General features: G+C 69.9%; 27 protein-coding genes. 13 read left to right on the forward strand and 14 right to left on the reverse strand.

What is annotated here, in order from left to right:
- The gene (locus ACT54R_RS09730) at positions 1 to 1,170 is read left to right on the forward strand and encodes an ABC transporter permease (RefSeq protein WP_476325767.1); all 1,170 of its coding nucleotides are present in this window, start codon (positions 1 to 3) and stop codon (positions 1,168 to 1,170) included.
- Between the two features lie 185 nt (positions 1,171 to 1,355).
- On the opposite strand, the gene ACT54R_RS09735 is transcribed toward ACT54R_RS09730, so the two are convergent.
- The 3 genes from ACT54R_RS09735 to ACT54R_RS09745 all read right to left on the reverse strand — a co-directional run bounded on the left by ACT54R_RS09735 (position 1,356) and on the right by ACT54R_RS09745 (position 3,271).
- On the reverse strand, positions 1,356 to 1,802 hold the full coding sequence (locus tag ACT54R_RS09735) for an RrF2 family transcriptional regulator (protein WP_168458447.1): 447 nt from the start codon (positions 1,800 to 1,802) through the stop codon (positions 1,356 to 1,358).
- 75 nt (positions 1,803 to 1,877) lie between these two features.
- Positions 1,878 to 2,432 (reverse strand): septation protein A, encoded by a 555-nt coding sequence (locus ACT54R_RS09740; RefSeq protein WP_476325769.1) that lies wholly within the window; start codon positions 2,430 to 2,432, stop codon positions 1,878 to 1,880.
- A 167-nt stretch (positions 2,433 to 2,599) separates the two neighbouring features.
- Positions 2,600 to 3,271 carry a transglycosylase domain-containing protein gene (locus ACT54R_RS09745; RefSeq protein ID WP_168458449.1) on the reverse strand — a complete coding sequence of 224 codons (672 nt, stop codon included), beginning with the start codon at positions 3,269 to 3,271 and terminating at the stop codon, positions 2,600 to 2,602.
- A 128-nt stretch (positions 3,272 to 3,399) separates the two neighbouring features.
- Between ACT54R_RS09745 and ACT54R_RS09750 the strand changes: the two genes are divergently transcribed.
- Positions 3,400 to 4,326: a polyprenyl synthetase family protein gene (locus ACT54R_RS09750; protein ID WP_476326446.1), complete on the forward strand. Its 927-nt coding sequence runs from the start codon at positions 3,400 to 3,402 to the stop codon at positions 4,324 to 4,326.
- Positions 4,327 to 4,378: 52 nt separating this feature from the next.
- Here ACT54R_RS09750 and ACT54R_RS09755 read toward each other — a convergent pair whose 3' ends face one another.
- The 7 genes from ACT54R_RS09755 to ACT54R_RS09785 all read right to left on the reverse strand — a co-directional run bounded on the left by ACT54R_RS09755 (position 4,379) and on the right by ACT54R_RS09785 (position 9,236).
- A complete protein-coding gene (locus ACT54R_RS09755) occupies positions 4,379 to 5,002 on the reverse strand; it encodes a 2,3-bisphosphoglycerate-dependent phosphoglycerate mutase (protein WP_168458450.1) in 624 nt (207 codons plus the stop codon).
- A gap of 17 nt (positions 5,003 to 5,019) precedes the next feature.
- Entirely contained in the window at positions 5,020 to 5,847 is an 828-nt protein-coding gene (gene dapB / locus ACT54R_RS09760) for a 4-hydroxy-tetrahydrodipicolinate reductase (RefSeq protein ID WP_168458451.1), read from the reverse strand.
- Positions 5,848 to 5,873: 26 nt separating this feature from the next.
- Complete coding sequence (locus tag ACT54R_RS09765; protein WP_476325772.1) at positions 5,874 to 6,515, reverse strand: DUF1330 domain-containing protein; 642 nt, start codon at positions 6,513 to 6,515, stop codon at positions 5,874 to 5,876.
- Between the two features lie 13 nt (positions 6,516 to 6,528).
- Positions 6,529 to 7,251, reverse strand: coding sequence for an orotidine-5'-phosphate decarboxylase (pyrF, locus tag ACT54R_RS09770; RefSeq protein ID WP_476325774.1), 723 nt, complete (start codon positions 7,249 to 7,251; stop codon positions 6,529 to 6,531).
- Positions 7,248 to 7,829 (reverse strand): histidine phosphatase family protein, encoded by a 582-nt coding sequence (locus tag ACT54R_RS09775; RefSeq protein WP_476325776.1) that lies wholly within the window; start codon positions 7,827 to 7,829, stop codon positions 7,248 to 7,250. The genes pyrF and ACT54R_RS09775 overlap by 4 nt, the downstream gene beginning before the upstream one ends.
- An 80-nt stretch (positions 7,830 to 7,909) precedes the next feature.
- The gene (locus ACT54R_RS09780; RefSeq protein WP_168458454.1) at positions 7,910 to 8,527 is read right to left on the reverse strand and encodes an rRNA adenine N-6-methyltransferase family protein; all 618 of its coding nucleotides are present in this window, start codon (positions 8,525 to 8,527) and stop codon (positions 7,910 to 7,912) included.
- Positions 8,528 to 8,591: 64 nt separating this feature from the next.
- Positions 8,592 to 9,236 carry a TetR/AcrR family transcriptional regulator gene (locus tag ACT54R_RS09785; protein ID WP_476325778.1) on the reverse strand — a complete coding sequence of 215 codons (645 nt, stop codon included), beginning with the start codon at positions 9,234 to 9,236 and terminating at the stop codon, positions 8,592 to 8,594.
- A gap of 80 nt (positions 9,237 to 9,316) precedes the next feature.
- Between ACT54R_RS09785 and ACT54R_RS09790 the strand changes: the two genes are divergently transcribed.
- Positions 9,317 to 10,294 (forward strand): NAD-dependent epimerase/dehydratase family protein, encoded by a 978-nt coding sequence (locus ACT54R_RS09790; RefSeq protein WP_476325780.1) that lies wholly within the window; start codon positions 9,317 to 9,319, stop codon positions 10,292 to 10,294.
- A gap of 13 nt (positions 10,295 to 10,307) precedes the next feature.
- Here ACT54R_RS09790 and dnaJ read toward each other — a convergent pair whose 3' ends face one another.
- Both dnaJ and dnaK read right to left on the reverse strand, forming a co-directional pair.
- The gene (gene dnaJ, locus ACT54R_RS09795) at positions 10,308 to 11,450 is read right to left on the reverse strand and encodes a molecular chaperone DnaJ (RefSeq protein WP_476325782.1); all 1,143 of its coding nucleotides are present in this window, start codon (positions 11,448 to 11,450) and stop codon (positions 10,308 to 10,310) included.
- A 243-nt stretch (positions 11,451 to 11,693) separates the two neighbouring features.
- Complete coding sequence (dnaK, locus tag ACT54R_RS09800; RefSeq protein ID WP_168458457.1) at positions 11,694 to 13,589, reverse strand: molecular chaperone DnaK; 1,896 nt, start codon at positions 13,587 to 13,589, stop codon at positions 11,694 to 11,696.
- A 218-nt stretch (positions 13,590 to 13,807) separates the two neighbouring features.
- Here dnaK and pncA point away from each other — a divergent pair, with 218 nt between their 5' ends.
- Positions 13,808 to 14,470, forward strand: coding sequence for a bifunctional nicotinamidase/pyrazinamidase (pncA, locus tag ACT54R_RS09805; protein WP_476325784.1), 663 nt, complete (start codon positions 13,808 to 13,810; stop codon positions 14,468 to 14,470).
- Positions 14,471 to 14,476: 6 nt separating this feature from the next.
- Here the strand turns inward: pncA and ACT54R_RS09810 are convergent, their stop codons facing one another.
- Positions 14,477 to 14,860: a VOC family protein gene (locus ACT54R_RS09810; RefSeq protein WP_476325786.1), complete on the reverse strand. Its 384-nt coding sequence runs from the start codon at positions 14,858 to 14,860 to the stop codon at positions 14,477 to 14,479.
- Positions 14,861 to 14,936: 76 nt separating this feature from the next.
- Positions 14,937 to 15,452: a hypothetical protein gene (locus ACT54R_RS09815; RefSeq protein WP_476325788.1), complete on the reverse strand. Its 516-nt coding sequence runs from the start codon at positions 15,450 to 15,452 to the stop codon at positions 14,937 to 14,939.
- Between the two features lie 188 nt (positions 15,453 to 15,640).
- Here ACT54R_RS09815 and ACT54R_RS09820 point away from each other — a divergent pair, with 188 nt between their 5' ends.
- The 9 genes from ACT54R_RS09820 (at position 15,641) to gshB (ending at position 26,031) form a co-directional block, all read left to right on the forward strand.
- Positions 15,641 to 16,273 (forward strand): alpha-ketoglutarate-dependent dioxygenase AlkB family protein, encoded by a 633-nt coding sequence (locus ACT54R_RS09820; protein ID WP_476325790.1) that lies wholly within the window; start codon positions 15,641 to 15,643, stop codon positions 16,271 to 16,273.
- A gap of 112 nt (positions 16,274 to 16,385) precedes the next feature.
- Positions 16,386 to 17,348, forward strand: coding sequence for a hypothetical protein (locus ACT54R_RS09825; RefSeq protein WP_476325792.1), 963 nt, complete (start codon positions 16,386 to 16,388; stop codon positions 17,346 to 17,348).
- A 68-nt stretch (positions 17,349 to 17,416) separates the two neighbouring features.
- Positions 17,417 to 18,802: a sensor histidine kinase gene (locus ACT54R_RS09830; protein ID WP_476325794.1), complete on the forward strand. Its 1,386-nt coding sequence runs from the start codon at positions 17,417 to 17,419 to the stop codon at positions 18,800 to 18,802.
- A complete protein-coding gene (locus tag ACT54R_RS09835; protein ID WP_476325796.1) occupies positions 18,802 to 19,818 on the forward strand; it encodes an NADH-quinone oxidoreductase subunit B family protein in 1,017 nt (338 codons plus the stop codon). The genes ACT54R_RS09830 and ACT54R_RS09835 overlap by 1 nt, the downstream gene beginning before the upstream one ends.
- Positions 19,819 to 19,828: 10 nt before the next feature.
- Positions 19,829 to 21,286, forward strand: coding sequence for a nickel-dependent hydrogenase large subunit (locus tag ACT54R_RS09840; protein WP_476325798.1), 1,458 nt, complete (start codon positions 19,829 to 19,831; stop codon positions 21,284 to 21,286).
- 6 nt (positions 21,287 to 21,292) lie between these two features.
- The gene (gene hypF, locus ACT54R_RS09845; RefSeq protein WP_476325800.1) at positions 21,293 to 23,587 is read left to right on the forward strand and encodes a carbamoyltransferase HypF; all 2,295 of its coding nucleotides are present in this window, start codon (positions 21,293 to 21,295) and stop codon (positions 23,585 to 23,587) included.
- Positions 23,588 to 23,641: 54 nt separating this feature from the next.
- Positions 23,642 to 24,613: a 16S rRNA (cytidine(1402)-2'-O)-methyltransferase gene (gene rsmI, locus ACT54R_RS09850; protein ID WP_476325802.1), complete on the forward strand. Its 972-nt coding sequence runs from the start codon at positions 23,642 to 23,644 to the stop codon at positions 24,611 to 24,613.
- Positions 24,606 to 25,007 carry a YraN family protein gene (locus ACT54R_RS09855; protein ID WP_476325804.1) on the forward strand — a complete coding sequence of 134 codons (402 nt, stop codon included), beginning with the start codon at positions 24,606 to 24,608 and terminating at the stop codon, positions 25,005 to 25,007. Before rsmI ends, ACT54R_RS09855 begins: the two co-directional genes overlap by 8 nt.
- A 79-nt stretch (positions 25,008 to 25,086) precedes the next feature.
- The gene (gene gshB / locus ACT54R_RS09860) at positions 25,087 to 26,031 is read left to right on the forward strand and encodes a glutathione synthase (protein WP_237354782.1); all 945 of its coding nucleotides are present in this window, start codon (positions 25,087 to 25,089) and stop codon (positions 26,029 to 26,031) included.
- Positions 26,032 to 26,138 lie beyond the last annotated feature (107 nt).

Raw genomic sequence — 26,138 nt, forward strand, 5'->3', positions numbered from 1 at the left:
ATGGCCGCGCCCGCCCCCTCCCCCCTCAAGGCGAAGACGCCCCGCCGGCTGCCGCTGGCCAATGTCCACTGGCTGGTGGGCAAGGAACTGCTCGGCCTGTGGCGCGACCGGGCGCTGCTGGTGCTGGTGGTCTACGCCTTCACCCTCGCCATCGTGCTGCAGGCGAACGGCATGAAGCACGATCTCAACCGCGCCGCCGTGGCGGTGGTGGACGAGGACAATTCCGCCCTCTCCAACGCCATCCTCGACGCGCTGCTCCCGCCCTCCTTCCAGCGCCCGGTGCCCATCGCCCCGCAGGACGTGGACCCGGTGATGGACGCGGCGCGCTACACCTTCGTGCTGAATTTCCCGCCGAACTTCCAGGCGGACGTGCTGGCCGGCCGCAGCCCCGAGGTGCAACTGCTCATCGACGCCACGGCGCTGATGCAGGCCGGGCTCGGGGCCAACGACATCTCCGCCATCTTCCAGACCGAGGTGAACCGCTTCGTGCTGCGCCATTCAGAAGGCGTGGCGAGCCCGGTCAACCTCCAGATCCGCGCCGCCTTCAACCAGGGGCTGGAATCCTCCTGGTTCACCGGCACCATGGGTCTCATCACCAACATCACCATGCTCTCGGTGCTCCTGGCCGGCGCAGCGCTGATCCGCGAGCGCGAGCACGGCACGCTGGAGCACCTGCTGGTGCTGCCGGTGCGCCCCTCCGAGATCATGCTGGCGAAGGTGGTGGCAAACGGGGCGGTGATCCTCGTCGCCACCCTGGTCAGCCTCATCGCGGTGCTGAAAGGGGTGCTGGGCGTCGCCATCGCGGGCTCGATCCCGCTGTTCCTGGCGGGGGCCGCGCTCTATCTGTTCTTCACCGCGTCGCTGGGCATCTTCCTCGGCACGCTGGCCGGGTCCATGCCGCAGTTCGGGCTGCTGTTCTTCCTGGTGGTGCTGCCCATGAACATGCTGTCGGGCGGCTTCACGCCGCTGGAGAGCATGCCGCAATGGCTGCAGGTGGGGATGCAGGCCTCGCCCTCCACCCAGTTCGTGGCCTTCGCGCAGGCCATCCTCTATCGCGGGGCGGGGCTGGAGACGGTGTGGCCGCGCTTCGCCGCCACCTTCGGCATCGGCGCGCTGTTCTTCGCCGTGGCGCTGGCCCGCTTCCGCACGTTCCTCGCCGCCCAGCAGTGAGGGAAGCCGCCATTGCCGGACCGTCATCCCCCGGCTCGTCCGGGGGATCCACGCCTCCGCTCGTCCTGTCCCCGGCAATCCGGGCACCGTGGCGCCCCACGGTGGATCGCCCGCACAAGGCGGGCGATGACAAAGGGAAGAACAGCGAGGGATCGGTTTGTTTCGGCTCAGGCGCCGCGCGGGCTTCAGATGTAGTCCACGAAGGAGGCGAGCTGTTCCTGGGAGAGGTCGCGCATCTGGGCGAGGGTGTAGGTGTCGAGCACCGTGCCGATGGCGTCGCGCACCCGCACCATGAGCAGGCGCACCTCGCAGGTGGCGATGTCGCAATCCTCGCACGGCTCATAGGCATTGCGGCTGGCGCAAGGGAAGGGCGCCAGCGGCCCGTCGAGGGCGCGGATCATCTCGCCGACGATGATGTCGTCCGCGGGCTTGGCCAGCCGGTAGCCGCCGAGCTTGCCCTTCTTGGACGACAGGAAGCCGGCGTTGCGCAGCTCGCCGAGGATCACGTCGAGGAATTTCTTCGGGATATTGTTGGCCTCGGCGATGTCCGCCACCTGCGTGGAGCCGCCCGGCGGCAGACGCGCCAGGTGGACCGCCGCCTTGAGACCGTATTTTCCCTTTTTCGTCAGCATGGAGCGCCCTCTTTCGGGCTTATGGGGACTGGGCGCGCCGCCGTCAACGGCGGGCGTGTGAAATTCTACCCGGCATCATTTGGCGCCGGAGCCGTCCTTCAGCTCGTAGCGACTCATCAGCGGGGCCTGGGCGATGGCGAAGGCGAAGGTCATCGGCAGATAGCCGAAGGTCTTGAAGGTGACCCAGGTGTCGGTGGAGACCGAACGCCAGACGATCTCGTTCAGCACCGCCATCACCAGAAAGAAGATGCCCCAGCGGATGGTGAGCTTGTGCCACCCCTCGTCGGTGAGCTTCACCATGCCGTCGAAGACATAAGGCAGGAGCGGCTTACGGAACCAGAGCCCGCCGAGAAGCAGCACGCCGAAAAGGGCATTCACCATGGTCGGCTTGAGCTTGATGAAATGGTCGTCCTGCAGCCACAGCGTCAGGCCGCCGAACACCATCACCACCAGTGCCGAGACCAGCGGCATCACCGCGATGCGCCGGGCCAGCACCCACATGGCGCCGAGCGCGAGCAGCGTCGCCACCATGAAGACGCCGGTCGCCACATAGATGCCGCCCCGCCCGTTGGCGATGAAGAACAGCACCAGCGGGCCGATCTCCAGACCGATCTTGAGCCAAGGGCTCATCTTGCGGGGGGCGGGCGCGGAGGCAGGCGCGGGCGAAGGGACTTGCGATTGGGTCATTCAGGCGGGCCGGCAGGAGAAAAATACCGCCGGGCCCGGCGGTTCAGCCGGAACGGCGCGACGTCCCCCATGTGGCGCGTGTCGGGCCAACAATCAAGCCGCGTGCCGGTTCAGCGCAGCGGACCCAGGCACGCGACCAGTTCCGGCCCCTCCTTCGGCACCCGCGCCTGCAGCCGGGACGCGAGCCGCTGGACGCCGGCGGTGGGACTGCCGGCATCGCGCCGGTGCGGATTGGGCAGCATCACCGCCAGCAGCGCCGCCTGCCGCGCATCCACCTGCGCGGCCGGAATGCCGAAGGCGCGCCGGGCGCCGGCCTCCACGCCGAACTCCCCGTTCGGCCCCCATTCGGCGATGTTGAGATAGATCTCGATCAGCCGCCTCTTGCTCACCACCAGGTCGAGCCAGATGGCGAGCGGCATCTCGATGGCCTTGCGGATGTAGTCCCGCCCCGGCCACAGGAACAGGTTCTTGGCGATCTGCATGGGGATGGTGGAGGCGCCGCGGGTGTCTTCCAGATCGTCGGCCTTCTCAAGGGCCTCGCGCAATTCGCCGATGTCGATGCCGATGTTCTGGCAGAAGCTCGCATCCTCCGAGGCGATGACGGTGCGCACCAGCGCCGGCGACATCTTCTCGATGGGAGTCCAGATGCGCTCCACCCGCTCGCCGGCGATCCAGCGGCCGATCATCAGCGTGGAGACCGGATTGACGACGTTGTAGAGGACGGCGAGCAGCAGCGGGATGGCGGCGAGGACGAGCACCACCCGAAGCACCAGACGGATCATCCCCAGCCCTCCCCGCCGCCATGCGGCTTGACCTTGCCCCCTGGTTGAGGCACCCGGTGGCCCCCGTCAACGGTGCGCCCGGCGCGGGCGTTCCCACCTTGCCCTTCTCAGCCACGCTAGGCCACCCGGTGACCTCTTCCCTCAAGGATCGTCTCGACGCCGCCGCCACCCTCACCGAAACCCGGCTGGCCGCCGCGCTCGGCGATGCGGCGCTCCCCGGCGAGCGGCTGCGGCCGGAGCGCCTGATGGCCGCCATGCGCCACGGCGCGCTGGGTGGCGGTAAAAGGCTGCGGCCGTTCCTGGTGATCGAGGGGGCGGCCCTGTTCGGCCTTGCGCCGGACGCCGCCGTGACCGCCGCCACCGCTATCGAGTGCGTCCATTGCTATTCCCTCGTCCATGACGACCTGCCGGCCATGGACGACGACGACCTGCGCCGGGGCCGGCCCACGGTCCACAAGGCCTATGACGAGGCCACCGCCATCCTGGCCGGCGACGGGCTGCTCACCCTCGCCTTTGACCTGCTCGCGGACGAGCACGCCCATCCCGACCCCGCCGTGCGCATCGCTCTGGTGCGGGCGCTGGCCCGGGCGGCGGGCATAGGCGGCATGGTGGGCGGGCAGATGCTGGACCTCGCCGCCGAAGGGCGCTTCTCCGGCGGCACGCCCCTCGCCCATGGCGAGGATGCCATCCGCGACCTGCAGGCCATGAAGACCGGCGCCCTGCTCGCCGTCTCGGCCGAGGCCGGCGCGCTCCTCGGCGGCGCCGACGCGGGCCAGCGCGCGGCGCTCCTCGCCTATGGGCGGGCGCTGGGCGCGGCGTTCCAGATCGCCGACGACATCCTCGACGTGGAAGGCACGGCGGAGGAGGTGGGCAAGAAGGTGGGCAAGGATGCCGCCGCCGGGAAGGCGACGCTGGTCTCCCGCCTCGGCCTGCCCGAGGCGCGCCGGCTGCTGGACCGTCTGGTGGCGGAGGCCGCCGAGGCGCTGGCGCCGTTCGGCGCGCGCGGCGAAATCCTCGCCGAGGCCGCCCGGTTCGTCGCCGCCCGGCGCAGCTGAGCGCATTTTCGGAAGGGAGCGGCCGGCAAACCGGCCGCCTCCAAAGGCGTCCTCAGGCGGCGAGGTCGCGCCGGTCCTCGACGGTGGAATCGGCCCGCAGGCGGTAGACCATCGGCACGCCGGTGAGCACCTCGCGCTTCATGATGCCTTCGGGAGAGAGCTTCTCCAGCACCATGATGAGGGCCCGCAGCGAATTTCCGTGGGCGGTGACGATCGTCGTCTCGCCCCGCAGCACGCGCGGCAGGATCTCCTGATTGTAATAGGGCAGCGTGCGGGCCACCGTATCGCGCAGGCTCTCGCCGCCGGGCGGGGGAATGTCGTAGGAGCGGCGCCACACGTGGACCTGCTCCTCACCCCACTTGGCGCGGGCGTCGTCCTTGTTCAGGCCGGAGAGGTCGCCGTAGTCCCGCTCGTTCAGCGCCTGGCTGGTCAGCGTCTCGACGCCCTCCTGCCCCATCTCGCCGAGCACCAGCGACAGGGTGCGCTGGGCGCGGGACAGGAGCGAGGTGAACGCCACGTCGAACTTCAGGCCTTCGGCCTTCAGCAGTGCGCCCGCGCGCTTTGCCTCCGCGACGCCCTGCTCGGTCAGGCCGGGGTCACGCCAGCCGGTGAAAAGGTTCTTCAGGTTCCACTCGCTCTGCCCGTGACGGACGAGGACGAGGATGCGATCCGACATGAAAAATCTCCAGACGCTCAGAAATCGGCGAGGCCGAGCACATCGGCCATGGAATAGAGCCCCGGCTCCCGCTTGGTCTCTCCGCATTTCGTCCAACGGGCGGCGGTGAGCGCGCCATTGGCGAAGAGCGTGCGGTCCTCGGCCTTGTGAACCAGCTCGATGCGCTCGGAGGCGCCGGCGAAGATCACCATGTGCTCGCCCACCACGGAGCCGCCGCGCAGGCTGGCAAAACCGATATTGCCCTTCACCCGCGGCCCGGTGAGACCATCGCGGCCGCGCTCGGAGCAGTCGTCCAGCTTGAGCTTGCGGCCCGCCGCCGCCGCCTCGCCGAGGAGCAGCGCGGTGCCCGAAGGCGCATCCACCTTGCGGTTGTGGTGCATCTCGACGATCTCGATGTCGAAATCGTCGCCCAGCGTCGCCGCGACCCGGCGGGTGAGGGCGGCCAGCAGGTTCACGCCGAGGCTCATGTTGCCGGACTTGACGATGACCGTGCGCAGCGCCGCATCGGCGATGGCCGCGTTGTCCTCGTTGGAGAGGCCCGTGGTGCCGATGACGTGGGCGATCCCGGCCTCGGCCAGGCGGCCGGCGAGGCGCACCGTGGCGGCGGGGGTCGAGAAGTCGATCACAACGTCGGTGCCGTTGAGCGCCGGGGCGACGTCGCTTTCCACGGTGACGCCATTCGGGCCCGCGCCCGCCATCAGGCCGGCATCCTCGCCGAGATGGGCGGAGCCGGCATATTCCAGCGCCCCCACGAGCTTCAGCCCCTCGCTTTCGGCGATGGCGCGGATGAGGGTGCGGCCCATGCGGCCGCCGGCCCCGGCGATGACGATGCGCAGATCGGTCACGGGTGAGGTCCTTTGAATGGTCGCGTTCAGGCGGGTGGCAGCTCGTGCCCGGTATAGCCGGAGATGATGAGGAAGTCGGCTTCCGACACTTGCTGCCGGATGGCCCGCGCCTTCTGGTAGGCGGGCGAGAAATAGCAGGCGCGCGCCGTCGCCACATCCTTGAATGCGGTGACGACATACCGCGAACGGCCACGGCCTTCCAGGAGATGATTGCGCCCGCCCCGCACCAGGAACCACGCGCCGTATTCGGTGAAGGCTTCGGCGGCCGCCGCGGCGTAGTCCTTGTAGCGATCAGGGTCGGTCACATCCACCTTGACCATCCAGTAGCCGCGGGGGTGCTCGGGCGTGCCCTCCGGCGGCTCCGGCGAGAACTGGGGACCCTCGAAGCCCTCCACCGCAGCGAGGTCGGCGATGGCGGTGGCCCGGCGCAGGTCTCGCACGGTCTGGTATTCGGGCAAGTTGTAGGTGCTCAGGGCATCCTCATAGGAGGGCAGCTCCACGAGCACGTTGCGATGGCGCTTGATGCCTTCGAGCTGCTCGAAATCGCCCCCGCGGATCACGAAGCGGAAGCCGTGCGAGCGCGCAAAGGCCAAATTCGCCTCGCGATAGGTGATGTAGTCCACCGGATTGACCACATCGAGATTGAGGAACCAGTAGCCCTTTGCCATCGCTCCGCCCCCGTCACGCACCTTGAAGTTCGGCAAGGATCGCCCGCGCCGCCGAGACCGGGTCCTCGGCCGCCGTCACCGGCCGGCCCACCACGATGCGGTCGGCACCCGCCGCCAGCGCCTCGGCCGGCGTGGCGAAGCGCTTCTGGTCGCCCACGGCGGCGCCCTTGGGCCGCACGCCCGGCGTCACCACCCGCATGTCGGGGCCGAGGATGCCGCGCACCATGGCTGCGTCCGTGGGGGCGCAGATGACGCCGGCGATGCCGGCCTCCCGCGCCTGCCCGGCGCGCAGGCGCACCGTTTCCGTGACACCGCCGACGACGCCGGTCGCCGCGAGGTCGGCATCGTCATAGGAGGTGAGCACGGTGACGCCCAGCACCTCCAGCTTGCTGCCGGCGGCGCCACGCGCGGCGGCGGCCATGGTCATGGGGTAGGCATGGACGGTGAGGATGTCGAAGCCCCGCTCGGCGGCGGCGGCGGTGGCCCGCTCAACCGTGTTGCCGATGTCGTGGAGCTTGAGGTCGAGAAACACCTTCTTGCCGGCGGCGATGAGGTCGGCGGCAAGGTCGATGCCCCCCGAAACCGCCAGCTCCAGCCCGATCTTGTAGAAGCTCACCACGTCGCCGAGCTTCGCCACGGCGGCCTCGGCGGCGGCGACGGAGGGATAGTCGAGGGCGACGATGAGCTTGTCGCGGACATCCGCGCGGATCGGGGTGTCCTGAGCAACCTGCGTCATGCCGTCTCCTCCATTGCGCGCCAGCGGTCCGGCCGCCGCGCGGGACCGGCGCGGAACCAGCAGCCGCCCCCGACCGGTGGCTGGTCGTGGACGCGGGAGATGGGGTAGCCCGCCAGGTGGCACAGAAGCAAGGTGCCCACCCCGCCATGGCCAACAAAGAGCAGGCGCTGCCCCGCCCCGCCGAAGGCCGCCAGCGCCGCTTCCACCGCCGCCACGATCCGCGCCTGGGCATCCACCGCCCGCTCCCAGCCGCGCACGCTTTCCGCGGGGCGGGCGAAGAAGGCGTTGGCCATCTCCTGGAATTCGGCTTCGGGCAGGTAGCCGGTGGCGGAGCGGTCGTTCTCCTCCATGCCGTCGCGGATCACGACCGGAAGCCGCAGCGGCGCGGCAATGAGGGCCGCCGTCTCCTTCGCCTTCTCCTCGGTGGAGGAGATCACATGGCTGATGCCGGAGAGATCGAAGCGCGCGGCGAAGGCCAGCGTGCGTGCACGGCCGACGGCCGACAGCCCCCAGCGCGGCACGGGGACAGCCGGGTCCACCTGGACCTGCGGATGGGTCAGATAGAGGAAATCCGTCACGGGCGGCACCGGCGAGACTTGCAGCCGCGAGGCTCGCGGCGGCGAACTGAGGTCCGGCGCCGGACCGGCCGGAAAGAGGATCAGGGCCGGCGATAGGCCCAGACGCGGGCCGGGGGAATGTTGCGCCACACCCGCGGGGAGCGCTCGCCCTCGATGGCGCCCGGCAGCAGCGGCACGGGCGAAACCACCGCATAGGTGAACTGCACGAAGGGCGTGCCGGGATGGGAGAGGTCGAACGCCTCGTTGACCATCCGATGGCGCTCGCTCTCCGGCATGGTGAAGAGCGGCAGCGAGGAGATGGTGCCCACCGCCTTGCCGGGCAGGCGGTCCTTCAGCGTCTTGCCGAGCTGGTAGGCATCGCCATTGATGACGGTGACACCGGGATAGCGCAGGCGCAGCAGGGCGCAGAATTCGGGGTTGTACTCGATCAGGAACAGGCGCTCGGGGGCAAACCCGCGCTGGATCAGCGCCTTGGTGACCGGGCCGGTGCCGGGTCCAAGCTCGATGACCGGGCCGTCCATCTTGGGATCGAGATAGCTCGCCATCATCTTGGCGAGTGCCGGGCTCGAGGGCGCGACCGCGCCGGTCTTGAGCGGATTCTGGAACCACGACTGCAGGAAACGCACCTCGTCCTTGAGGTTCGGCTTCTGGAGCAGGGGCTTCTGGAGCGGCCTGCGGTGGTCGTGGGACTGGAGCATCAACTGCACCTCGGGCGCCCGAGCGGGTCGGATATCAGGCGCTTAGACGGGAAAGGGGGCGGGGTCAAGGTTCGCGGTCCGCGCGCAAGGCTCCGTGAAGCAGGTTGTCGAGGGCTGTGGAAAGGAGATCCTCCTCGGGCGCGACGAGAAAGGCCGAGCAGGTCAGCTTCAGGCTGACCACGCCGTGCAGGACGATCCAGAAGGTGAGGGCAAGGCCCTCCGGGTCGAGCCCGGTCCTCAGCCGTCCGGCGGTCGCGAGATCCTCGAACACGCCGCCGATGAGCGCAAATGCCGCCGCCCCGGCCGCGTCCTTCCCCCCCAGAGCGGTGGCCGCGAAGCCCGGCTCCATGAAGATCAGCCGGTAGGTTTCGGGCTCGGCGCGCCCGAACGCCGCATAGGCCAGCGCCAGGGCCTTGAGCCGATCGAGCGGGTCCGCGCTCTTCCCGGCCTCGGCGAGGCCATCGAGCAGCGCGCGCATGCCGGCCTCGCCGAGTTCGCGGGCGATGGCCTCGCGATTCTCGAAATGAAGATAGAGCGCCCCAGCGGAATAGCCGGCGGCGTCGGCGATCCCTCGCATGGTGAGTGCCTCGAACCCCTGGTCGAGCACGATCCGGCGCGCGGCAGCGAGGATGCGGGCGCGGGCATCCTCCTTCCGACGGGCGCGGGGCGAACCGCCGACGGGCGGGGACGACGACTTCACTTCGGACACGACGGACCCTTGGCGCTTGACATGAACGATGTTCAGTTTATGAACGATGTTTAGTGAACACTGTTCAGGACATCACCATAATGATCTCCCCCGCTCCCGTGCAAGCGGCCGACGCGCCCCGACTCGCTCTCCTCGGCGCAACCGGCGCCATCGGCGCGAGCATCGCCCAGGCCCTGAGTGCGGCCGGCACGCCGTTCGCGGCGGTCGGGCGCTCCGCCGCCGGCCTCTCGGCGGCCTTCGGCGCGCTCCCCCTCGCCTCACCGCGCATCTGGAACCCGGACGATGCCGCAAGCCTGCGCGCGGCGGTGCGCGGGATGGATACGCTCGTCCACATGGTGGGCGTGCCCTATGACGCCTTCCACCTCCACCCCCGTCTCATGCGGGCCGTGGTCGAGGCGGCCGAGGCGGAAGGGGTGCGGCGGGTGCTGCTCATCGGCACCGCCTATCCCTTCGGCCGGCCGCAGGCGCCGCGGATGGACGAGAACCATCCGCGCGACCCACACACCTTCAAGGGGCGGATGCGCAAGGAGCAGGAGGACATCCTGATGGAGGCCGACGCGCGTGGCGCGCTCCAGAGCGCGATCCTGCGCCTGCCGGATTTCTACGGCCCCGGCGTGGAGCGCAGCTTCCTCGCCGACCTTTTCGCCGCCGCCGCGGCAGGCCGCCGGGCCAAGGTGGTGGGGCCCATCGACACCCCGCACGAATTCGTCTTCGTGCCGGACGTGGGGCCGGTGGTGGGGGCCTTGCTGGAACGGGAGGACACCTTCGGCCGCACCTACAATCTCGCTGGCGCCGGAACGATCACGGTGCGGGAGGTGGCGCGGCAGGCCTATGCCCTTGCGGGAGGCACGCCGAAGCTGATGGTGGCGGGCAAGACGATGCTGCGCCTCGCCGGCCTGTTCGATCCGGTCATGCGTGAGCTGGTCGAGATGCACTATCTGATGACCACGCCGGTCATCTTCGACGGCAGTGCCCTCGAACGGGCCATCGGCCCCATCGCGAAGACGTCCTATGCGGACGGCATCGCGCAATGCGTGGCCGCGGCGCGCGCCGGCTGACCGCCGGCGGGGATCACGCCCCTTCGCCGGCCGCGCCCTGGAAGAACTCCTTCACCTTGGCGAAGAAGCCGGCGGATTCGGGATGGGTCTCGCCGGAGCTTTCCTTGTCGAACTCGGCGAGCAGCTCCTTCTGACGCTTGGTCAGCTTCTGCGGCGTCTCCACCACCACCTGCACATACATGTCGCCGGCGGAGCGCGAGCGCAGGATGGGCATGCCCTTTCCGGAGAGGCGGAAGCGCTTCTGCGACTGGGTGCCCTCGGGGATCTTCACCTTGGTCTTGTCGCCGTCGATGGTCGGCACCTCCACCGAGCCGCCGAGGGCCGCCGTGACCATGGAGATGGGCACCCGGCAATAGAGATCCGCCCCTTCCCGCTGGAAGAAGGCGTGGGGCTCGATGGACAGGAAGATATAAAGGTCGCCCGCCGGGCCGCCGCGCACGCCGGCCTCCCCCTCGCCGCCGAGGCGGATGCGGGTGCCGTCCTCGACGCCAGGCGGAATCTGCACGGAGAGGGTGCGCTCGCGCGTCACGCGCCCCGCGCCGGCGCAGGCGCCGCACGGGTCCTCGATGACGCTGCCGCGACCCTGGCAGGTGGGGCAGGTGCGCTCAAGGGTGAAGAAGCCCTGGGCGTGGCGGATCTTGCCGGCGCCGCCGCAGGTGCGGCAGGCCTTCGGCTGGGTGCCGGGCTTGGCGCCGGAGCCGTTGCAGGCCTCGCACGACACCGAGGTCGGGATCTTGATCTGCGCCGTCTTGCCGACGAACGCGTCCTCCAGCGTGATTTCCATGTTGTAGCGCAGGTCCGAGCCGCGCCCGCGCTGCTGGCCACCGCCGCCGCCGCGCCCGCGGCCCATGGCGCCGCCGAAGAGATCGTCGAAGATGTCGGCGAAGGAGGAGGCGAAATCGTTGCCGAAGCCGGGGCCGCCGCCGCCGTTCTCGAACGCGGCATGGCCGAAGCGGTCATAGGCGGCGCGCTTCTGGGGGTCCTTCAAGACCTCGTAGGCCTCGTTGACCTCCTTGAACATCACCTCGGCTTCCGCATCGCCCTGGTTGCGATCGGGATGCCACTTCATGGCGAGCTTGCGGTAGGAGGCCTTCAGCACCGTCTCGTCGGCGCCGCGATCGCAGCCGAGGGTTTCGTAATAGTCGCGCTTGGCCATCGTCTGCCTTCACCTGCCACACTGGCACTTGCCACGCCGGCTCTGTCTCGAGCGGCCATCCTGCAATAGCGATCGGATGCCGGTCCCCAGCCTCACGCACCCGCTCGGCATCTGGAAGGAGGGTCGGCGCTGTGTCCGGCCTGCGCCCGGTCAACCCGGGCAATAACGCCTGAAACGACGCGAATCAAATGGCCGCCGCGGCGGCGAGAAACCGGCGGGGGTCGCCCGCCGGTTTCTTTAAAGTCACGCAGACTTCTTCTTGTCGTCGTCGACCTCGGTGAACTCGGCGTCCACCACGTCGTCCTTCTTGGCCGCGCCGGGCTCCGCGCCGCCCTGCTGGGCCGCATACATGGCCTCGCCGAGCTTGAGGGAGGCCTGGGCCAGGGTGTTGGTCTTGGCGGTGATGGCCTCCACGTCGTCGCCTTCCAGCGAGGACTTGAGGTCATTGAGCGCCGCCTCGATGGCACCCTTCTCCGCCGCGCCGACCTTGTCGCCATGCTCGGCGACGGCCTTCTCGGTGGAGTGGACGAGGGCTTCCGCGTGGTTCTTGGCTTCCACCAGGGCCCGACGCTTCTTGTCCTCGGCCGCGTGGGCCTCGGCGTCCTTCACCATCTTCTCGATGTCGGCGTCATTCAGGCCGCCCGAGGCCTGGATGCGGATCTGCTGTTCCTTGCCGGTACCCTTGTCCTTGGCGGAGACCTGCACGATGCCGTTGGCATCGATGTCGAAGGTCACCTCCACCTGCGGCACGCCGCGGGGCGCCGGGGGAATGCCCATGAGGTCGAACTGACCGAGGATCTTGTTGTCCGCCGCCATCTCGCGCTCGCCCTGGAACACGCGGATCGTCACCGCGGTCTGGCCATCCTCAGCCGTGGAGAACACCTGGCTCTTCTTGGTGGGGATGGTGGTGTTGCGGTCGATGAGGCGGGTGAAGACACCGCCCAGCGTCTCGATGCCCAGCGAAAGCGGGGTCACGTCGAGCAGCAGCACGTCCTTCACGTCGCCCTGAAGCACGCCGGCCTGGATGGCGGCGCCGATGGCGACCACCTCGTCCGGGTTGACGCCCTTGTGGGGCTCCTTGCCGAAGAACTGCTTCACCACTTCCTGCACCTTGGGCATGCGGGTCATGCCGCCGACGAGGACCACCTCGTCGATCTGCCCGGCGGTGAGGCCGGCATCCTTCAGCGCGAGCCGGCAGGGCTCGACGGTCCGCTGGATGAGGTCGTCCACCAGCGCCTCGAACTTGGCGCGGGTGAGCTTCATGGTGAGGTGCTTCGGGCCGGTCGCATCCGCCGTGATGAACGGCAGGTTGATCTCGGTCTGCGTCGCGGACGACAGCTCGATCTTGGCCTTCTCGGCGGCTTCCTTCAGCCGCTGGAGGGCGAGCTTGTCGTTGCGCAGGTCGATGCCCTGCTCCTTCTTGAACTCGTCGGCGAGGTAGCCGACGAGGCGCATGTCGAAGTCCTCGCCACCGAGGAAGGTGTCGCCGTTGGTGGACTTCACCTCGAACACGCCGTCGCCGATCTCCAGCACCGACACGTCGAAGGTGCCGCCGCCGAGGTCATAGACCGCGATCGTGCCGGCCGACTTCTTGTCGAGGCCGTAGGCGAGCGCCGCCGCGGTGGGTTCGTTGATGATGCGCAGCACCTCGAGGCCGGCGATCTTGCCGGCGTCCTTGGTGGCCTGGCGCTGGGCGTCGTTGAAGTAGGCGGGGACGGTGATGACCGCCTTCTCCACCTTCTCGCCCAGGAACGACTCGGCCGTCTCCTTCATCTTCTGCAGGATGAAGGCGGAGATCTGCGAGGGGGAATACTTCTTGCCGTCGGCTTCCACCCAGGCGTCGCCGTTGTCGGCGCGCACGATCTGGTACGGCACAAGGTTCTTGTCCTTGGCGACGGTCGGGTCGTCATAGCGGCGGCCGATGAGGCGCTTCACCGCGAAGAAGGTGCGCTCGGGATTGGTGACGCTCTGCCGCTTGGCAGGCTGGCCGACGAGACGCTCGCCGTCCTCCGTGAAGGCGACGATGGAGGGCGTCGTGCGCGCGCCCTCGGCGTTCTCGATGACTTTCGGGGTGGACCCCTCCATCACCGCGACGCAGGAATTGGTGGTGCCGAGGTCGATACCGATGATCTTGGCCATATGGTTCTCCTTGCCGGCAGGCCGACCGGGCCCTTTCGGCACCCGAGGTGGAACGTCGCGAGCCCCTCCCGCGACCGGTCCGCCGGCCCCCTGAAACTTAGAATTGGGGTTCGCCGCGAAAACGGCGATCGAGGCGCATATAGGGGGGGTGATTTGGCCCCGCAAGGCGTGGTAGCAGGCGCCACGCTCCATTTTTCACAGCCGCGCGAGGAAATCGGATGGCCCTCTCGAAGCCAGCCGCCGGGCCGGGTCCCGGCGCCGATCCGCACGCCGCCCTCGTGCTCGTGGATCTGCAGGTCGACTTCCTGCCTGGCGGCGCCCTTGCGGTACCCGGCGGCGACGAGGTGGTGCCCCTCGCCAACCGGCTCGCCACAAGCTTCCGCAACGTGATCCTGACGCAGGACTGGCACCCGCGCGGCCACATTTCCTTCGCCTCAACCCATGCGGGCCGGGCGGTCTACGACATGATCGACCTGCCGTATGGCCCGCAGATCCTCTGGCCGGACCACTGCCTGCAGGGCACGCCGGGCGCTGCCTTCGCGCCTGGCCTCGACGTGCCGCACGCTCAATTGGTGGTCCGCAAGGGCCACCACACGGCCATCGACAGCTATTCCACCTTCTACGAGGCCGATCGCACCACCCCCACCGGCCTTGCCGGATACCTCCGGGAGCGGGGGATCGATACGGTGTATCTCGCCGGCCTCGCCCTCGATTTCTGCGTGTCGTGGTCCGCGGTGGATGCCGCCCGGCACGGTTTTACCACCTATGTGATCGAGGACGCCTGCCGGTCCATCGACGTGGACGGCTCGCTCGCGGCCGCCCTTGCCGACATGGAAAGGGCGGCGGTCCGCCGGCTGGCGACGACGGACCTGCGCGCCTGACGCTGCTCAATCCTGATCGGCGGCCGTCATCATGCCGAACGGCGCGCCGGTGGCGTCGCAGACGATGGCGATGCGGCCGACGCCGGGAATGTCGAACGGCTCGCGGATCACCTGCCCGCCCGCCGCCTTCAGCCGTTCCACGCGTGCGCCCACGTCGTCCACATTGATGTAGCTGAACCAGTGGGGCGGCACCTGCGGCGGCAGGATGTCGGTCTTGTCCATCATCCCGGCCACCGGCTCGCCGCCGAGGGTCGCGACGTAATACGCGCGGCCGCCATCCATGGGCATTTCGCTGAAGGTCCAGCCCAGCGTCGCGGCATAGAAGGCCTGCGCCTTCTCCACGTCGTCGGTCATCAGCTCGTTCCAGTAGAATTTCCCGTGCGGGCCCATGGCGCCTCCCTCGAACGGCCGGATGGCCGGCGGCACTATGCCCGAGGCACGGCGCCGCCGCCACGCGGCGCGAGGCTTACTCCACGATCAGGATGATCCGACGCGAGCGCGGCTCCACCACCGCCGCCTCGTTGCCGGGGAGCGTGACGTAGCGGTATTGGGAGAGGCCGGGGTCCGGCGCATAGCCCGCTTGGTCCAAGGTCTGATAGCTGTCCTCGTCGTCGTAATCCGGCTCGTAGGCCGGCTGGCCATAGCCCGGCCGCCCCACGGCCTGCCCGTAGCGGCCATAAGGCTCCGGTGCGGGACCGAAGCGGCGCAGGTCCACGTCGGGCGGCACCACCGCGCCAACCTCCGCCACGAAGCCGCCGGGAATATAAGCAGGCGGAACCGGGTGGCGGACCACATAAGTCTCGATGTAGCGCCGCTGCACCGGCGTGAACGTCACATAGCCGCCCGGGACCGCCACCGTGGTCTGGGCTGCGGCTGGCGCGACGCTTCCGGCGACGACCAGCGGGACGGAAACGACGGCGGCGAGGCCGGACAGCACGACGCCGCGAGAGACAAGACCAATCGACAGGAGATGATTGCGCATGACGACAACTCCTCTTCCCGACCCCAGCACCGGGAAGGCATCGTCCGCGTGGATTCTGTCGGCATATGGCCGAAACTTCAGATGAAATATATAGTTACTACCTTGTTAAAACCGGCGCCGGGACAAGGGAAAGCCACCATGCCGCTGCCGCTTCCTCTTCAATTCGCCACCATCGCGTGGCCTGAGGGATGACGGGATCTTTGGCGGGCGCCCTCGAACTCCAGCCCGGCGCCCTGTGGTTCCGCGAGGCGCTGGACCGGGAGGCCCAGGCGGCGCTGCTCGCCGACATCCGCGCGGTGCTCGACGACGCACCGCTTTTCACCCCCACCATGCCCCGCTCCGGCCAGCCGTTTTCCGTGCGCATGAGCAATTGCGGGCCGCTCGGCTGGGTGTCGGATGCCACCGGCTACCGCTACCAGAGCTTCCACCCGGACACGCGCCGACCCTGGCCGGCCATGCCGCCGCAGTTGTTGGCGCTGTGGGAGCGCCTTGCCGGCGGGGCGGCGCCGCCCGAGGCGTGCCTCATCAATTATTATGCGCCCGACGCCCGCATGGGCCTGCATCAGGACCGCGACGAGGCCGATTTCACCGCGCCTGTTCTGTCCGTGTCGCTGGGTGACACCGCCGTGTTCCGGGTGGGCGGCGAGACGCGGCGGGGGCCGACACGCTCAATCCACCTCGCCTCGGGCGACGTCTTCCTGCTGTCGGGACCGAGCCGCCTCGCCTTCCACGGCATCGATCGCCTGCTGCCCGGCACGTCCCGCCTGCTGGCGGAGGGCGGGCGCTTCAACCTCACGCTGCGGCGCGTCACCGCCGCGTGATCGGCCACTTTTCCGCCACGTCATTCACAGAAAAGCCGGATTATCACCGGACACAGTTGAACCGGCCCGCTGGCGAAGGCCCGCTTTGGCCGGGTTCCCGCCGGAGCCCTCGATGCGCCTCGTCTCCAAGTCCGCCTCTTTCTCCGCCTTCCTCTCCGCAGCCTTCGCCCTTATGCTCGCCGTCACGCTGGCGCTGCCGGCCGGAGCCGTGGAGCTGATGTATCCGCGCGGCTCCGCCCTCGGCCTCGTGCCGCCGCCGGGCATGGTGGAGAGCAACCAGTTCGCCGGCTTCGAGGACGACGACACCAAGTCCTCCATCCTGATCGTGGACATGCCGGCCGATGCCTACGACCAGCTCGTCACCGGCTTCAGCGAGCAGGCGCTGACCACGCGCGGCGTCACCCTGGAAGACCGCGAGAACTTCCCCCTCAAGGACGCGAAGGCGATCCTGTTCATCGGCCGGCAGACCGCCGGGCCGATCACCGTGCGCAAATGGGTGCTGCTGGTGGGCAGCGACAAGGGAACGGGCATCGTCACCGTGCAGGTGCCGGAGACGGGCGCCGCGGCCTATCCCGACAAGGTGGTGCGGGAGGCTTTGGCGAGCATCACTTTCCGCAACGTGGCCGATCAGGCAGGCTCCCTGCCCTTCGCGGTCACCAACCTCGCTGGCTTCCGCCCGGTACGGGCGCTGGGCGGCACGACGCTGCTGCTCACCGACGGACCGAAGGATGCCCTCGACGGCCCCGACCAGCCGGTGTTCGTCGTCTCCATTGCCGGCGGGGCGCCGCGCGACGACGAGCGCCGCCAGTTCGCGCTGCGCGCCCTCTCAACCATTCCCGGCGTGAAGGACCTCAAGCTCGACCGCGCCGAGCCCCAGCGCATCAATGGACAGGCCGGGTTCGAGGTGATGGCCACCGGCGCCGACGCCCGCACCGGGGTGCCCATCAAGGTGGTGCAGTGGATCCGCTTCGGACCCACCGCCTATATCCGCATGGTGGGCGTGACCAAGCTCGACGCCTTTCCCGACGTCTACGACCGCCTGCGCGCGCTCCGGGACGGCGTGGAGTCCCGCTGAGGGGCGCATTGCGCCGGTACCACAAGCGGGATTACCCTTCGCGGTCACTTTTCCGCCGGGGACCGCTCATGCCCATGTCCGGGCCCAAGGATACACTGAGGGATCCGCTGCCCGACAGCGCGCTCCCCCTGCCGCGGGCGGGGGCGGACTTCGGCGCCATCGACGCGGACGAGGCATGGATCGCCGTCATCCGCAAGATGGACGAGACCTACGCGGAGTTGGTCCGCCAGCAGGTGGAGCTGGAGGCCAAGAACACCGCGCTGGAAGAAGCCCAGGGTTTCATCGCTGGCCTCCTCGGCTCCATGACCGACGTGCTGGTGGCGTGCGACCTCTCCGGCCGGGTGGAGCAGGTGAACCTTGCCGCGGAACGCGCCTTCGGCCAGAGGGCCGAGGCGCTGCTGGGACGTCCCCTGTCCGATCTGCTCGATGCCTCCTCCGAAACCACGGCGGCGGACGTGCTTGCCACCGTCGCGCGGCGCCAGCGCATCGCCGACCGCGAGTTCACTCTGGCGACGCCGGACGGGCCGCTCGCCATCGCCGTCAACGGCGCGCTTCGGTTCGATCCGCGCGGGCGCGCGGTGGGCATCGTGCTGGTGGGCCGCCCCATCGGCGAGCTGCGCGCCGCCTATGGCGCCCTCGCCAAGGCCCACGAGCACCTCAAGCGCACCCAGCAGCAATTGGTCCATGCCGAGAAGATGGCCTCCCTCGGCCGCCTGGTGGCCGGCGTCGCCCATGAGCTGAACAATCCCATTTCCTTCGTCTACGGCAACGCCCATGCGATGAAGCGCTATGCCGAGCGGCTGATCGCCTATCTCGATCAGGTCCATGCGGGCGCGGATGGCGCGGCGCTGGCGAAGGCGCGGGGCGAATTGCGCATCGACCGGGCGCTGTCCGACATCCCCGCCACCCTCTCCGGCATGCTGGAGGGCGCCGAGCGCGTGCGCGACATCGTGGCGGACCTGCGCCGCTTTTCCTCCGACCGGCGCGAGGCGCGGGAGGTGTTCGACCTCGCCGGCGTGGTGCGCTCGGCGGTGGACTGGGTGGCCAAATCCCAGATGCCGGACCTGCCCATCACCGTCGCGGTGCCCGAGGGGCTGGAAGCGGTGGGCCATCCCGGCCATATCCATCAGGTAATGATGAACCTCGTGCAGAACGCCGTGGACGCCATGGAAGGGCGCCCCGACCGTCGCCTCGAGATCACCGGCACCCGCTTCCAGACGCCCGACGGGCTCAAGGTGGCGGTGCGCGTGCGTGACACCGGGCCGGGCATTCCCGACGCGCTCATGGACCGCATCTTCGATCCCTTCTTCACCACCAAGCCGGTGGGCAAGGGTACCGGCCTCGGCCTCTCCATCTGCTACCGCATCGCCGAGGAGCACGAGGGGCGGCTGGAGGCCGCGAACCACCCCGAGGGCGGCGCCATCCTCTCCCTCGTGCTGTCGGCTGCGCCGTGATGCGGGACTTGAACGCGCCCTTCACCGTACTCTGGCTGCAGTCGGGCGGCTGCGGCGGCTGCACCATGTCGCTGCTCTGCGCCGAGGCGCCGGACCTCGCCGCGACGCTCGCCTCCGCCAACATCCGCTTCCTCTGGCACCCCACCCTCTCCGAGGAGACGGGAGACGAGGCCATCGCCGTTTTCGAGGCGGTTCTTTCCGGCGATATAAGGCTCGATGCCCTGTGCATCGAGGGCGCGCTTTTGCGCGGGCCGAACGGCACCGGCCGCTTCCACATGCTCGCCGGCACCGACACGGCCACCATCGACTGGGTGCGCCGGCTCGCCGCCGTGGCGGAGCACGTGGTGGCGGTGGGCACCTGCGCGGCCTATGGCGGGGTGACAGCGGCGGGGGTCAATCCGGCCGACGCCTGCGGCCTGCAATATGACGGGCGCCGGCCCGGTGGCGCGCTCGGCGCTGATTTCCGCGCCCGCGCCGGCCTGCCGGTCATCAATGTCGCCGGCTGCCCGACCCATCCCAACTGGGTGACGGAAACGCTGATGCTGCTCTCCGCCGGCCTGCTGCACGGCGGCGACCTCGACAGCTACGGCCGCCCGCGCTTCTACGCCGACCACCTCGTCCACCACGGCTGCCCGCGCAACGAATATTACGAGTACAAGGCCAGCGCCGAGAAGATGAGCGACCTCGGCTGCATGATGGAGCATCTCGGCTGCCTCGGCACCCAGGCCCATGCGGACTGCAACACCCGCCTGTGGAACGGCGAAGGCTCCTGCACCCGCGGCGGCCACGCCTGCATCAACTGCACCGCGCCCGAGTTCGAGGAGCCGGGGCACGCCTTCATTGAGACGCCGAAGATCGGCGGCATCCCCGTGGGCCTGCCCACCGACATGCCGAAGGCGTGGTTCATAGCCCTCTCCTCCCTCGCCAAGGCCGCGACGCCCGAGCGCCTGCGCCGCAATGCGGTGAGCGACCACGTGGTGACCCCGCCCGCCGTCCGGGACATCAAGAAGCGATGAGCCGGGCACCATGAGCGACGGCACGAAACGGCTGGTGGTCGGCCCCTTCAACCGCGTGGAGGGCGACCTGGAGGTGCGCCTCGACGTGGCGGACGGGGCCGTCAAGCAGGCCTTCGTCTCCTCGCCCCTGTTTCGTGGGTTCGAGCGCATCCTGGAAGGGCGGGACCCGCGTGACGCCCTCGTCATCGCGCCCCGCATCTGCGGCATCTGCTCGGTGTCGCAATCCCATGCGGCGGCGCTGGCGCTGGCGGCCTTGGAAGGCGTGGTGCCCACCGACAACGGGCGCGTCGCCACCAACCTCATCCTCGCCACCGAGAACGTGGCCGACCACCTCACCCATTTCCACGTCTTCTTCATGCCGGACTTCGCCCGCGCAGCCTATGCCGACCGGCCGTGGTTCGCGGAGGCGGAGCGGCGGTTCAAGGCGGCGCAGGGGGTGAGCGTGCGCGATGCTCTCGCAACCCGCACGACGCTGCTCCACGTCATGGGCCTGCTCGCCGGCCGCTGGCCGCACACGCTGGCGCTCCAGCCCGGCGGCGTCGCCAAGGGGGCGGACGCGCGGGACAAGATGCGGCTGCTCGCCACCCTCGGCGCGGTGCGCGCGGACCTTGAGGCCCGCCTCTACGGCGCCCCGCTGGAGCGCGTCGCCGCACTGGCCGACACGGAAGAGCTGGACGCCTGGCGCCGGGCGGGGCCGGACGGCGATTTCCGCCTGTTCCTCACCATCGCCGAAGACCTCGACCTCGCCGCGCTGGGTCGGGCCGACGACCGCTTCCTCTCCTATGGCGCCTATCCGCAGGAGGAGGGCCGGCTCTATGCGGGCGGCACCTTCGCGGCGGGACGTTTGGGGACGGTCGATCCCGCCGCCATCGCCGAGGATCATTCCTTCGCCCGCATGGAGGAGCGGGAGGCGCCGCATCATCCGTTCGAAGGCTCGACCTTTCCCGATGGTGCGGACGAGACCGGCTACACCTGGTGCAAGGCGCCCCGCCTCGCCGGCCTGCCCTTCGAGACCGGCGCCTTCGCCCGGCAGGTCATCGCCGGCCAGCCCCTCGCCCGCGACCTCGCCACGAAGGAAGGGGCCAACGTGCGCGCCCGCGTGGTCGGCCGCCTGATCGAGACCGCGCGCACGCTCATCGCCATGGAAGGCTGGGTGCGGGCCTTGAGGCCCGGCGAACCGTGGTGCGCGCAGGGCGCCCTGCCGCAGGCGGGCCGCAGCTTCGGCCTCACCGAGGCGGCGCGGGGCGCGCTCGGCCACTGGATGGTGGTGGAGCGCGGCCGCATCGCCCGCTACCAGATCATTGCCCCCACCACTTGGAACTTCTCCCCCCGCGACGCCTCCGGCCAGCCCGGGCCGCTGGAAACCGCCCTCGTCGGCGCGCCCGTGCGGCAGGGGGAGACGACGCCGCTCGCCGTGCAGCACATCGTGCGCTCGTTCGATCCCTGCATGGTCTGCACGGTGCATTGAGCGGCCATGGGAGCGGCTCAGGGCGAGATCATCGAGATTTCCGGCATCGTGCAGGGGGTGGGCTTCCGGCCCTTCGTCTATCGCCTCGCTTTGCGCCTCGGCCTCGACGGCACCGTGTCCAATGCGGGCGGGCGGGTGCTGATCCATACGGGCGGGCCGCGCGCGGCCCTCGACGCCTTCGCTGCCGCGCTCATCGCGGAGGCGCCGCCGCTGGCGCGCATCGAGCGCGTTGAGCGCAAGCCGGCCGAACGGCCCGAGCCCGGCTTCCGCATCATCGAGAGCGGGGCCGGCACGGTCTCCATCGGCGTGGTGCCTGACGTGGCGACCTGCCCGGCCTGCCTTGCCGAGATCGCCGATCCCACCGCCCGGCGGCACCGCTACGCCTTCACCAATTGCACCGATTGTGGCCCGCGCTTCTCCATCGTCGCAGGGCTCCCCTACGACCGGCCCGCGACCACCATGGCCGGCTTTGCCATGTGCTCCGCCTGCCGTTCGGAATACGAGAACCCGGCCGACCGGCGCTTCCACGCCCAGCCCATCGCCTGCCCCGCCTGCGGCCCGCGCCTGTGGCTGGAGCGGGAGGGCGCGGAGATGGTGGCGTCCGACCCCATCCGCGATGCGGCCGAACTTCTGCGCGCTGGCCATATCCTCGCGATCAAGGGCATCGGCGGCTTCCACATCGCCTGTGACGCCACGAACCCCGAGGCCGTTGCCACCCTGCGCGCCCGCAAGCACCGCCCCACCAAACCGCTGGCGGTGATGGCGGACCTTGCCACCGCGCACCGTCTCTGCGTCATCTCACCGGAGGAAGAGGCGGCCCTGCTCGCCCCCGCCGCGCCCATCCTCCTCCTGCCACTCCGGCCGGATGCGGACCTTGCCCTTGGGATTGCGCCGGTCCAGAGCCACCTCGGCCTGATGCTGCCCTATACGCCGCTGCATCATCTGCTGATCGCGGCAGCCGGGCGCCCGCTGGTGATGACCTCCGGCAACCGCTCCAGCGAGCCGCAGATCTTCCGGGACGAGGAAGCCCGAACCGGCCTCGCCGGCATCGTCGACGGCTTCCTCATGCACGACCGCCCCATCGCCCGCCGGCTGGATGACAGCGTGGCGCGCCACGCCGCCGGGGGGCTCCGCGTGATGCGGCGGGGACGGGGCTTCGCCCCCCTCCCCCTCGCTTTGCCGGAGGATTTCGCCGACGCCCCGCCGGTGCTCGCCATGGGCGGCGAACTGAAAAGCGCGCTCTGCCTCACCCACGGCGCCCGCGCCCTGCTCTCCCATCATCTCGGCGACCTCGACGAGCCGGCCACGGGCGACGCCTTCGAGACCGCTTTGGCGGATTATTCCGCCCTCTTCGCGCACGCACCGCAGGTGATCGCGGCCGATCTTCACCCGGACTACCGCGCCAGCCGCCTCGCCGCCGCCCTCGCCGAAGCGCGCGGGCTGAAGCTTGAAACGGTGCAGCACCATCACGCCCATATTGCCGCCGCCATGACCCAGAATGGCTGGCGGGGGGCGGACGGCAAGGTGGTGGGCATCGCCCTCGACGGGCTGGGGCTGGGCGAGGACGGCACCGTATGGGGCGCCGAGGTGCTGCTGTGCGACTATCGCGAGAGCCGCCGCATCGCCCGCCTCTCCCCCATCCCTCTCGCAGGCGGGGATGCCGCGAGCCGCGAGCCATGGCGGGTGCTGCTCGCCCATCTCGACCGGGCGCTCGGCCGGGCACCGGTGGACGCAGATGCGCGCCTCGCCGCGCTGTTCGCCGGCAAGCCGGTGCCCACCCTGCGCGCCATGATGGACAAGAGCCTCAACGCCCCCCTCGCCTCCTCTGCCGGCCGGCTGTTCGATGCCGTCGCAGCGCTCCTCGGGCTCGCGCCCGACCGGCTCTCCCACGAGGGAGAGGCGGCCATGGCGCTGGAGGCCATCGCAGAAGGGCCGGCGGCGCCCTACCCCTTCGACATCTCCACGCAAGGCGCACTCATCGAGATCGATCCCGCCCCGCTCTGGCGCGCCCTTGTGTCGGATCGCGCCGCTGTCCGGCCGCTCCCGGAAATCGCCGCTGCCTTCCATGCCGGGCTGGCGGAAGCGTTCGTCACCGTCGCCGCACGGGCGGCAGACGAGGCCGGCACCCCGGCCGTGGCGCTCTCCGGCGGCGTGTTCCAGAATGCCCGGCTGCTGGCGGAGACCGCCGCCCGGCTTCGCGCGCGCGGGCTCACCCCGCTCATCCCGTCACAGGTACCGGCCAACGACGGCGGCCTCGCCTTCGGTCAGGCGGTGGTCGCGGCGGCGCGACACATGGCGTAAAGCCATGCAGGGGGAGCCGTTCCCGTCCGGCGCGGGCGGGACTATGGTGGGGCCATGACCACGCCCCATCGTCCGCATCCGCACAGCCGCCCCGAAGGCCGCGCCGCGGCTGCCGTGAAAACCTTCCTCCTCGCCGGCTCCACCCTTCCCGCCCCCGGCCTCGCGCCGGGCCTGCATGTCGTGGCGACCCCCATCGGAAACCTCGCCGACGTGACGGTGCGCGCGCTGGAGACGCTGGCGGCGGCCGATGTGATCGCCTGCGAGGACACCCGCATCTCCCGCCGGCTGCTCGACCGCTACGGCATCCAGACCCACCTCGTCGCCTATCACGACCACAACGGCGCCAGCGCCCGGCCGAAGCTGCTCGCCCGCCTCGCCGCCGGGGAGCGGGTGGCGCTCATCTCGGATGCCGGCACTCCGCTGGTGTCGGACCCCGGCTTCAAGCTGGTGGTGGAGGCGGCGGAACTGGGCTTCCCCGTGCATCCCGTGCCCGGCGCCTCGGCACTGCTCGCGGCGCTGGTGGCGGCGGGCATGCCCACCGATTGCTTCCTGTTCGACGGCTTTTTGCCGCCCAAGTCCGGCCAGCGGCGCAACCGCATCGCCGCGCTCGCCGCCGTGCCGGGCACGCTCGTGTTCTACGAGACCGGCCCACGCCTCGCCGAGAGCCTCGCGGACCTTGCCGAGGTGCTCGGCCCCCGCCGCGCCGCCGTGTGCCGCGAGCTGACCAAGGCGTTCGAGGAGGTGCGGCGCGCCGATCTGCCCACTCTCGCCGCCCACTATGCGGATGCAGAAGACCCCAAGGGCGAGATCGTCCTCGTCATCGGGCCGCCTCTGGAAGAGGCCGCCGGCGATGCGGACGTGGACGCGGCCCTTATCCGCGCGCTGAAGGATACGTCCCTGAAGGATGCCGTCGCGGCCGTTGCCGGGGCCACCGGCCGGCCGAAGCGGGAGGTCTATGCGCGCGCCCTCGCCCTCACGCAGGCGAAGGGCGGGGAAGAGCCCGAGGCGCCGGGCGAGGATGCCTGAAGCGCCGGCCAGCCCTCCCCCCGACGCGGGAAAGCTGCGCCGCCGCGCGGCGCACGATCGCGGAGTTGCTGCGGAAGAGCGCGCCGCGATCCTGCTCGGCGCCCACGGATTTGAAATCCTCGCCCGGCGGGTGCGCACCAAGGCGGGAGAGATCGACCTCATCGCCCGGCAGGGCGATCTGCTCGTGTTCTGCGAGGTGAAGCTCAGGGCGCGGCTGGACGACGCCGCCTTCTCCCTTCAGCCTCGCCAGCGCCGGCGCATCGCGGGGGCGGCGGAGGCCTACCTTGCCGAACACCCCGAGCTTTCAGCGCTGAACATGCGCTTCGATGCAGTGCTCCTCGCCCGCACGGGCGAGGCCGAGCACCTGCCCGGCGCCTTCGAGATGGAATTGTGAGCCGAGTGGCGGCGCGCGCCGCCCGCCTATAGATAGAGCCGACAGAGAGCGTGGCCTCAGAGGCCAGCGGGAGATTGCCATGGCCCTTAAGGTCGCGGTCCAGATGGACCACATTGCCAGCATCAACATTCAAGGCGATTCCACCTTTGCCCTCCTTCTGGAGGCCCAGCGGCGCGGCCATGCGCTGTTCCACTACACGCCCGACCGCATGGCCATGCGCGATGGCGAAGTGTTCGCGGCCGTGGAGCCGCTGACCGTAAAGGACGAGGCCGGCGCCCACTTCACCCTCGGCGCGCGCGAGCGCATTCCCCTCACCGAGATGGACGTGGTGCTGATGCGCCAGGATCCGCCCTTCGACATGGCCTATGTGACGGCGACCCACCTTTTGGAGCGCATCCACCCCAAGACGCTGGTGGTGAACGACCCCGGCCATGTGCGCAACGCGCCGGAGAAGATCTTCGTCACCGAATTCCCGGACCTTATGCCGCCGACCCTGATCTCCCGCGACCTCGCCGAGATCAAGGCGTTCCGCGCCGAGTTCGGCGACGTGGTGATGAAGCCGCTCTACGGCAATGGCGGCGCGGCTGTCTTCCGTCTCACCGCCGACGACCTCAATTTCGGTTCCCTCTACGACCTCTTCTCGGCCACCTTCCGCGAGCCGTGGGTCATCCAGCGCTTCCTGCCCGCGGTGAAGCATGGCGACAAGCGCATCATCCTCGTTGACGGCGAGGCGGCAGGCGCGGTGAACCGGGTGCCGAGCGAGGGCGACCTGCGCTCCAACATGGTGCGCGGCGGCGCAGCGCGGCCCACCGACCTCACCGACCGTGAGCTGGAAATCTGCGCCCGCATTGGCCCCTCCCTGCGCGAGAAGGGGCTCATCTTCGTGGGCATCGACGTGATCGACGGCAACCTCACTGAGATCAACGTCACCTCTCCCACCGGCCTGCGCGCCATCAAGCGGCTGGGCGGGCCGGACATCGCCGCGCAGATCTGGGACCGCATCGAGGCCCGCCGCGCCGCCTGAAGGCCCGGCCTTCCCATCAAGACCGACGCGGCGGCGCCACCGGCCCGCCGCGCGAACCGCTATGCGGCTGCGGGCGTTGTCTGGGAAAGACGCAGCGCCGGACACGA

The organism is Xanthobacter sp. DMC47, assembly GCF_056313845.1.

Excerpts from the sequence above, each read along its gene's own strand:
- ACT54R_RS09730 (WP_476325767.1), top strand. The coding sequence starts at position 1 with ATGGCCGCGCCCGCCCCCTCCCCCCTCAAGGCGAAGACGCCCCGCCGG.
- ACT54R_RS09735 (WP_168458447.1), bottom strand. The coding sequence starts at position 1,802 with ATGCTGACGAAAAAGGGAAAATACGGTCTCAAGGCGGCGGTCCACCTG.
- ACT54R_RS09740 (WP_476325769.1), bottom strand. The coding sequence starts at position 2,432 with ATGAGCCCTTGGCTCAAGATCGGTCTGGAGATCGGCCCGCTGGTGCTG.
- ACT54R_RS09745 (WP_168458449.1), bottom strand. The coding sequence starts at position 3,271 with ATGATCCGTCTGGTGCTTCGGGTGGTGCTCGTCCTCGCCGCCATCCCG.
- ACT54R_RS09755 (WP_168458450.1), bottom strand. The coding sequence starts at position 5,002 with ATGTCGGATCGCATCCTCGTCCTCGTCCGTCACGGGCAGAGCGAGTGG.
- ACT54R_RS09765 (WP_476325772.1), bottom strand. The coding sequence starts at position 6,515 with ATGGCAAAGGGCTACTGGTTCCTCAATCTCGATGTGGTCAATCCGGTG.
- pyrF (WP_476325774.1), bottom strand. The coding sequence starts at position 7,251 with ATGACGCAGGTTGCTCAGGACACCCCGATCCGCGCGGATGTCCGCGAC.
- ACT54R_RS09780 (WP_168458454.1), bottom strand. The coding sequence starts at position 8,527 with ATGCTCCAGTCCCACGACCACCGCAGGCCGCTCCAGAAGCCCCTGCTC.
- ACT54R_RS09790 (WP_476325780.1), top strand. The coding sequence starts at position 9,317 with ATGATCTCCCCCGCTCCCGTGCAAGCGGCCGACGCGCCCCGACTCGCT.
- dnaJ (WP_476325782.1), bottom strand. The coding sequence starts at position 11,450 with ATGGCCAAGCGCGACTATTACGAAACCCTCGGCTGCGATCGCGGCGCC.
- dnaK (WP_168458457.1), bottom strand. The coding sequence starts at position 13,589 with ATGGCCAAGATCATCGGTATCGACCTCGGCACCACCAATTCCTGCGTC.
- pncA (WP_476325784.1), top strand. The coding sequence starts at position 13,808 with ATGGCCCTCTCGAAGCCAGCCGCCGGGCCGGGTCCCGGCGCCGATCCG.
- ACT54R_RS09810 (WP_476325786.1), bottom strand. The coding sequence starts at position 14,860 with ATGGGCCCGCACGGGAAATTCTACTGGAACGAGCTGATGACCGACGAC.
- ACT54R_RS09815 (WP_476325788.1), bottom strand. The coding sequence starts at position 15,452 with ATGCGCAATCATCTCCTGTCGATTGGTCTTGTCTCTCGCGGCGTCGTG.
- ACT54R_RS09820 (WP_476325790.1), top strand. The coding sequence starts at position 15,641 with ATGACGGGATCTTTGGCGGGCGCCCTCGAACTCCAGCCCGGCGCCCTG.
- ACT54R_RS09825 (WP_476325792.1), top strand. The coding sequence starts at position 16,386 with ATGCGCCTCGTCTCCAAGTCCGCCTCTTTCTCCGCCTTCCTCTCCGCA.
- ACT54R_RS09830 (WP_476325794.1), top strand. The coding sequence starts at position 17,417 with ATGCCCATGTCCGGGCCCAAGGATACACTGAGGGATCCGCTGCCCGAC.
- ACT54R_RS09835 (WP_476325796.1), top strand. The coding sequence starts at position 18,802 with ATGCGGGACTTGAACGCGCCCTTCACCGTACTCTGGCTGCAGTCGGGC.
- ACT54R_RS09840 (WP_476325798.1), top strand. The coding sequence starts at position 19,829 with ATGAGCGACGGCACGAAACGGCTGGTGGTCGGCCCCTTCAACCGCGTG.
- hypF (WP_476325800.1), top strand. The coding sequence starts at position 21,293 with ATGGGAGCGGCTCAGGGCGAGATCATCGAGATTTCCGGCATCGTGCAG.
- rsmI (WP_476325802.1), top strand. The coding sequence starts at position 23,642 with ATGACCACGCCCCATCGTCCGCATCCGCACAGCCGCCCCGAAGGCCGC.
- ACT54R_RS09855 (WP_476325804.1), top strand. The coding sequence starts at position 24,606 with ATGCCTGAAGCGCCGGCCAGCCCTCCCCCCGACGCGGGAAAGCTGCGC.
- gshB (WP_237354782.1), top strand. The coding sequence starts at position 25,087 with ATGGCCCTTAAGGTCGCGGTCCAGATGGACCACATTGCCAGCATCAAC.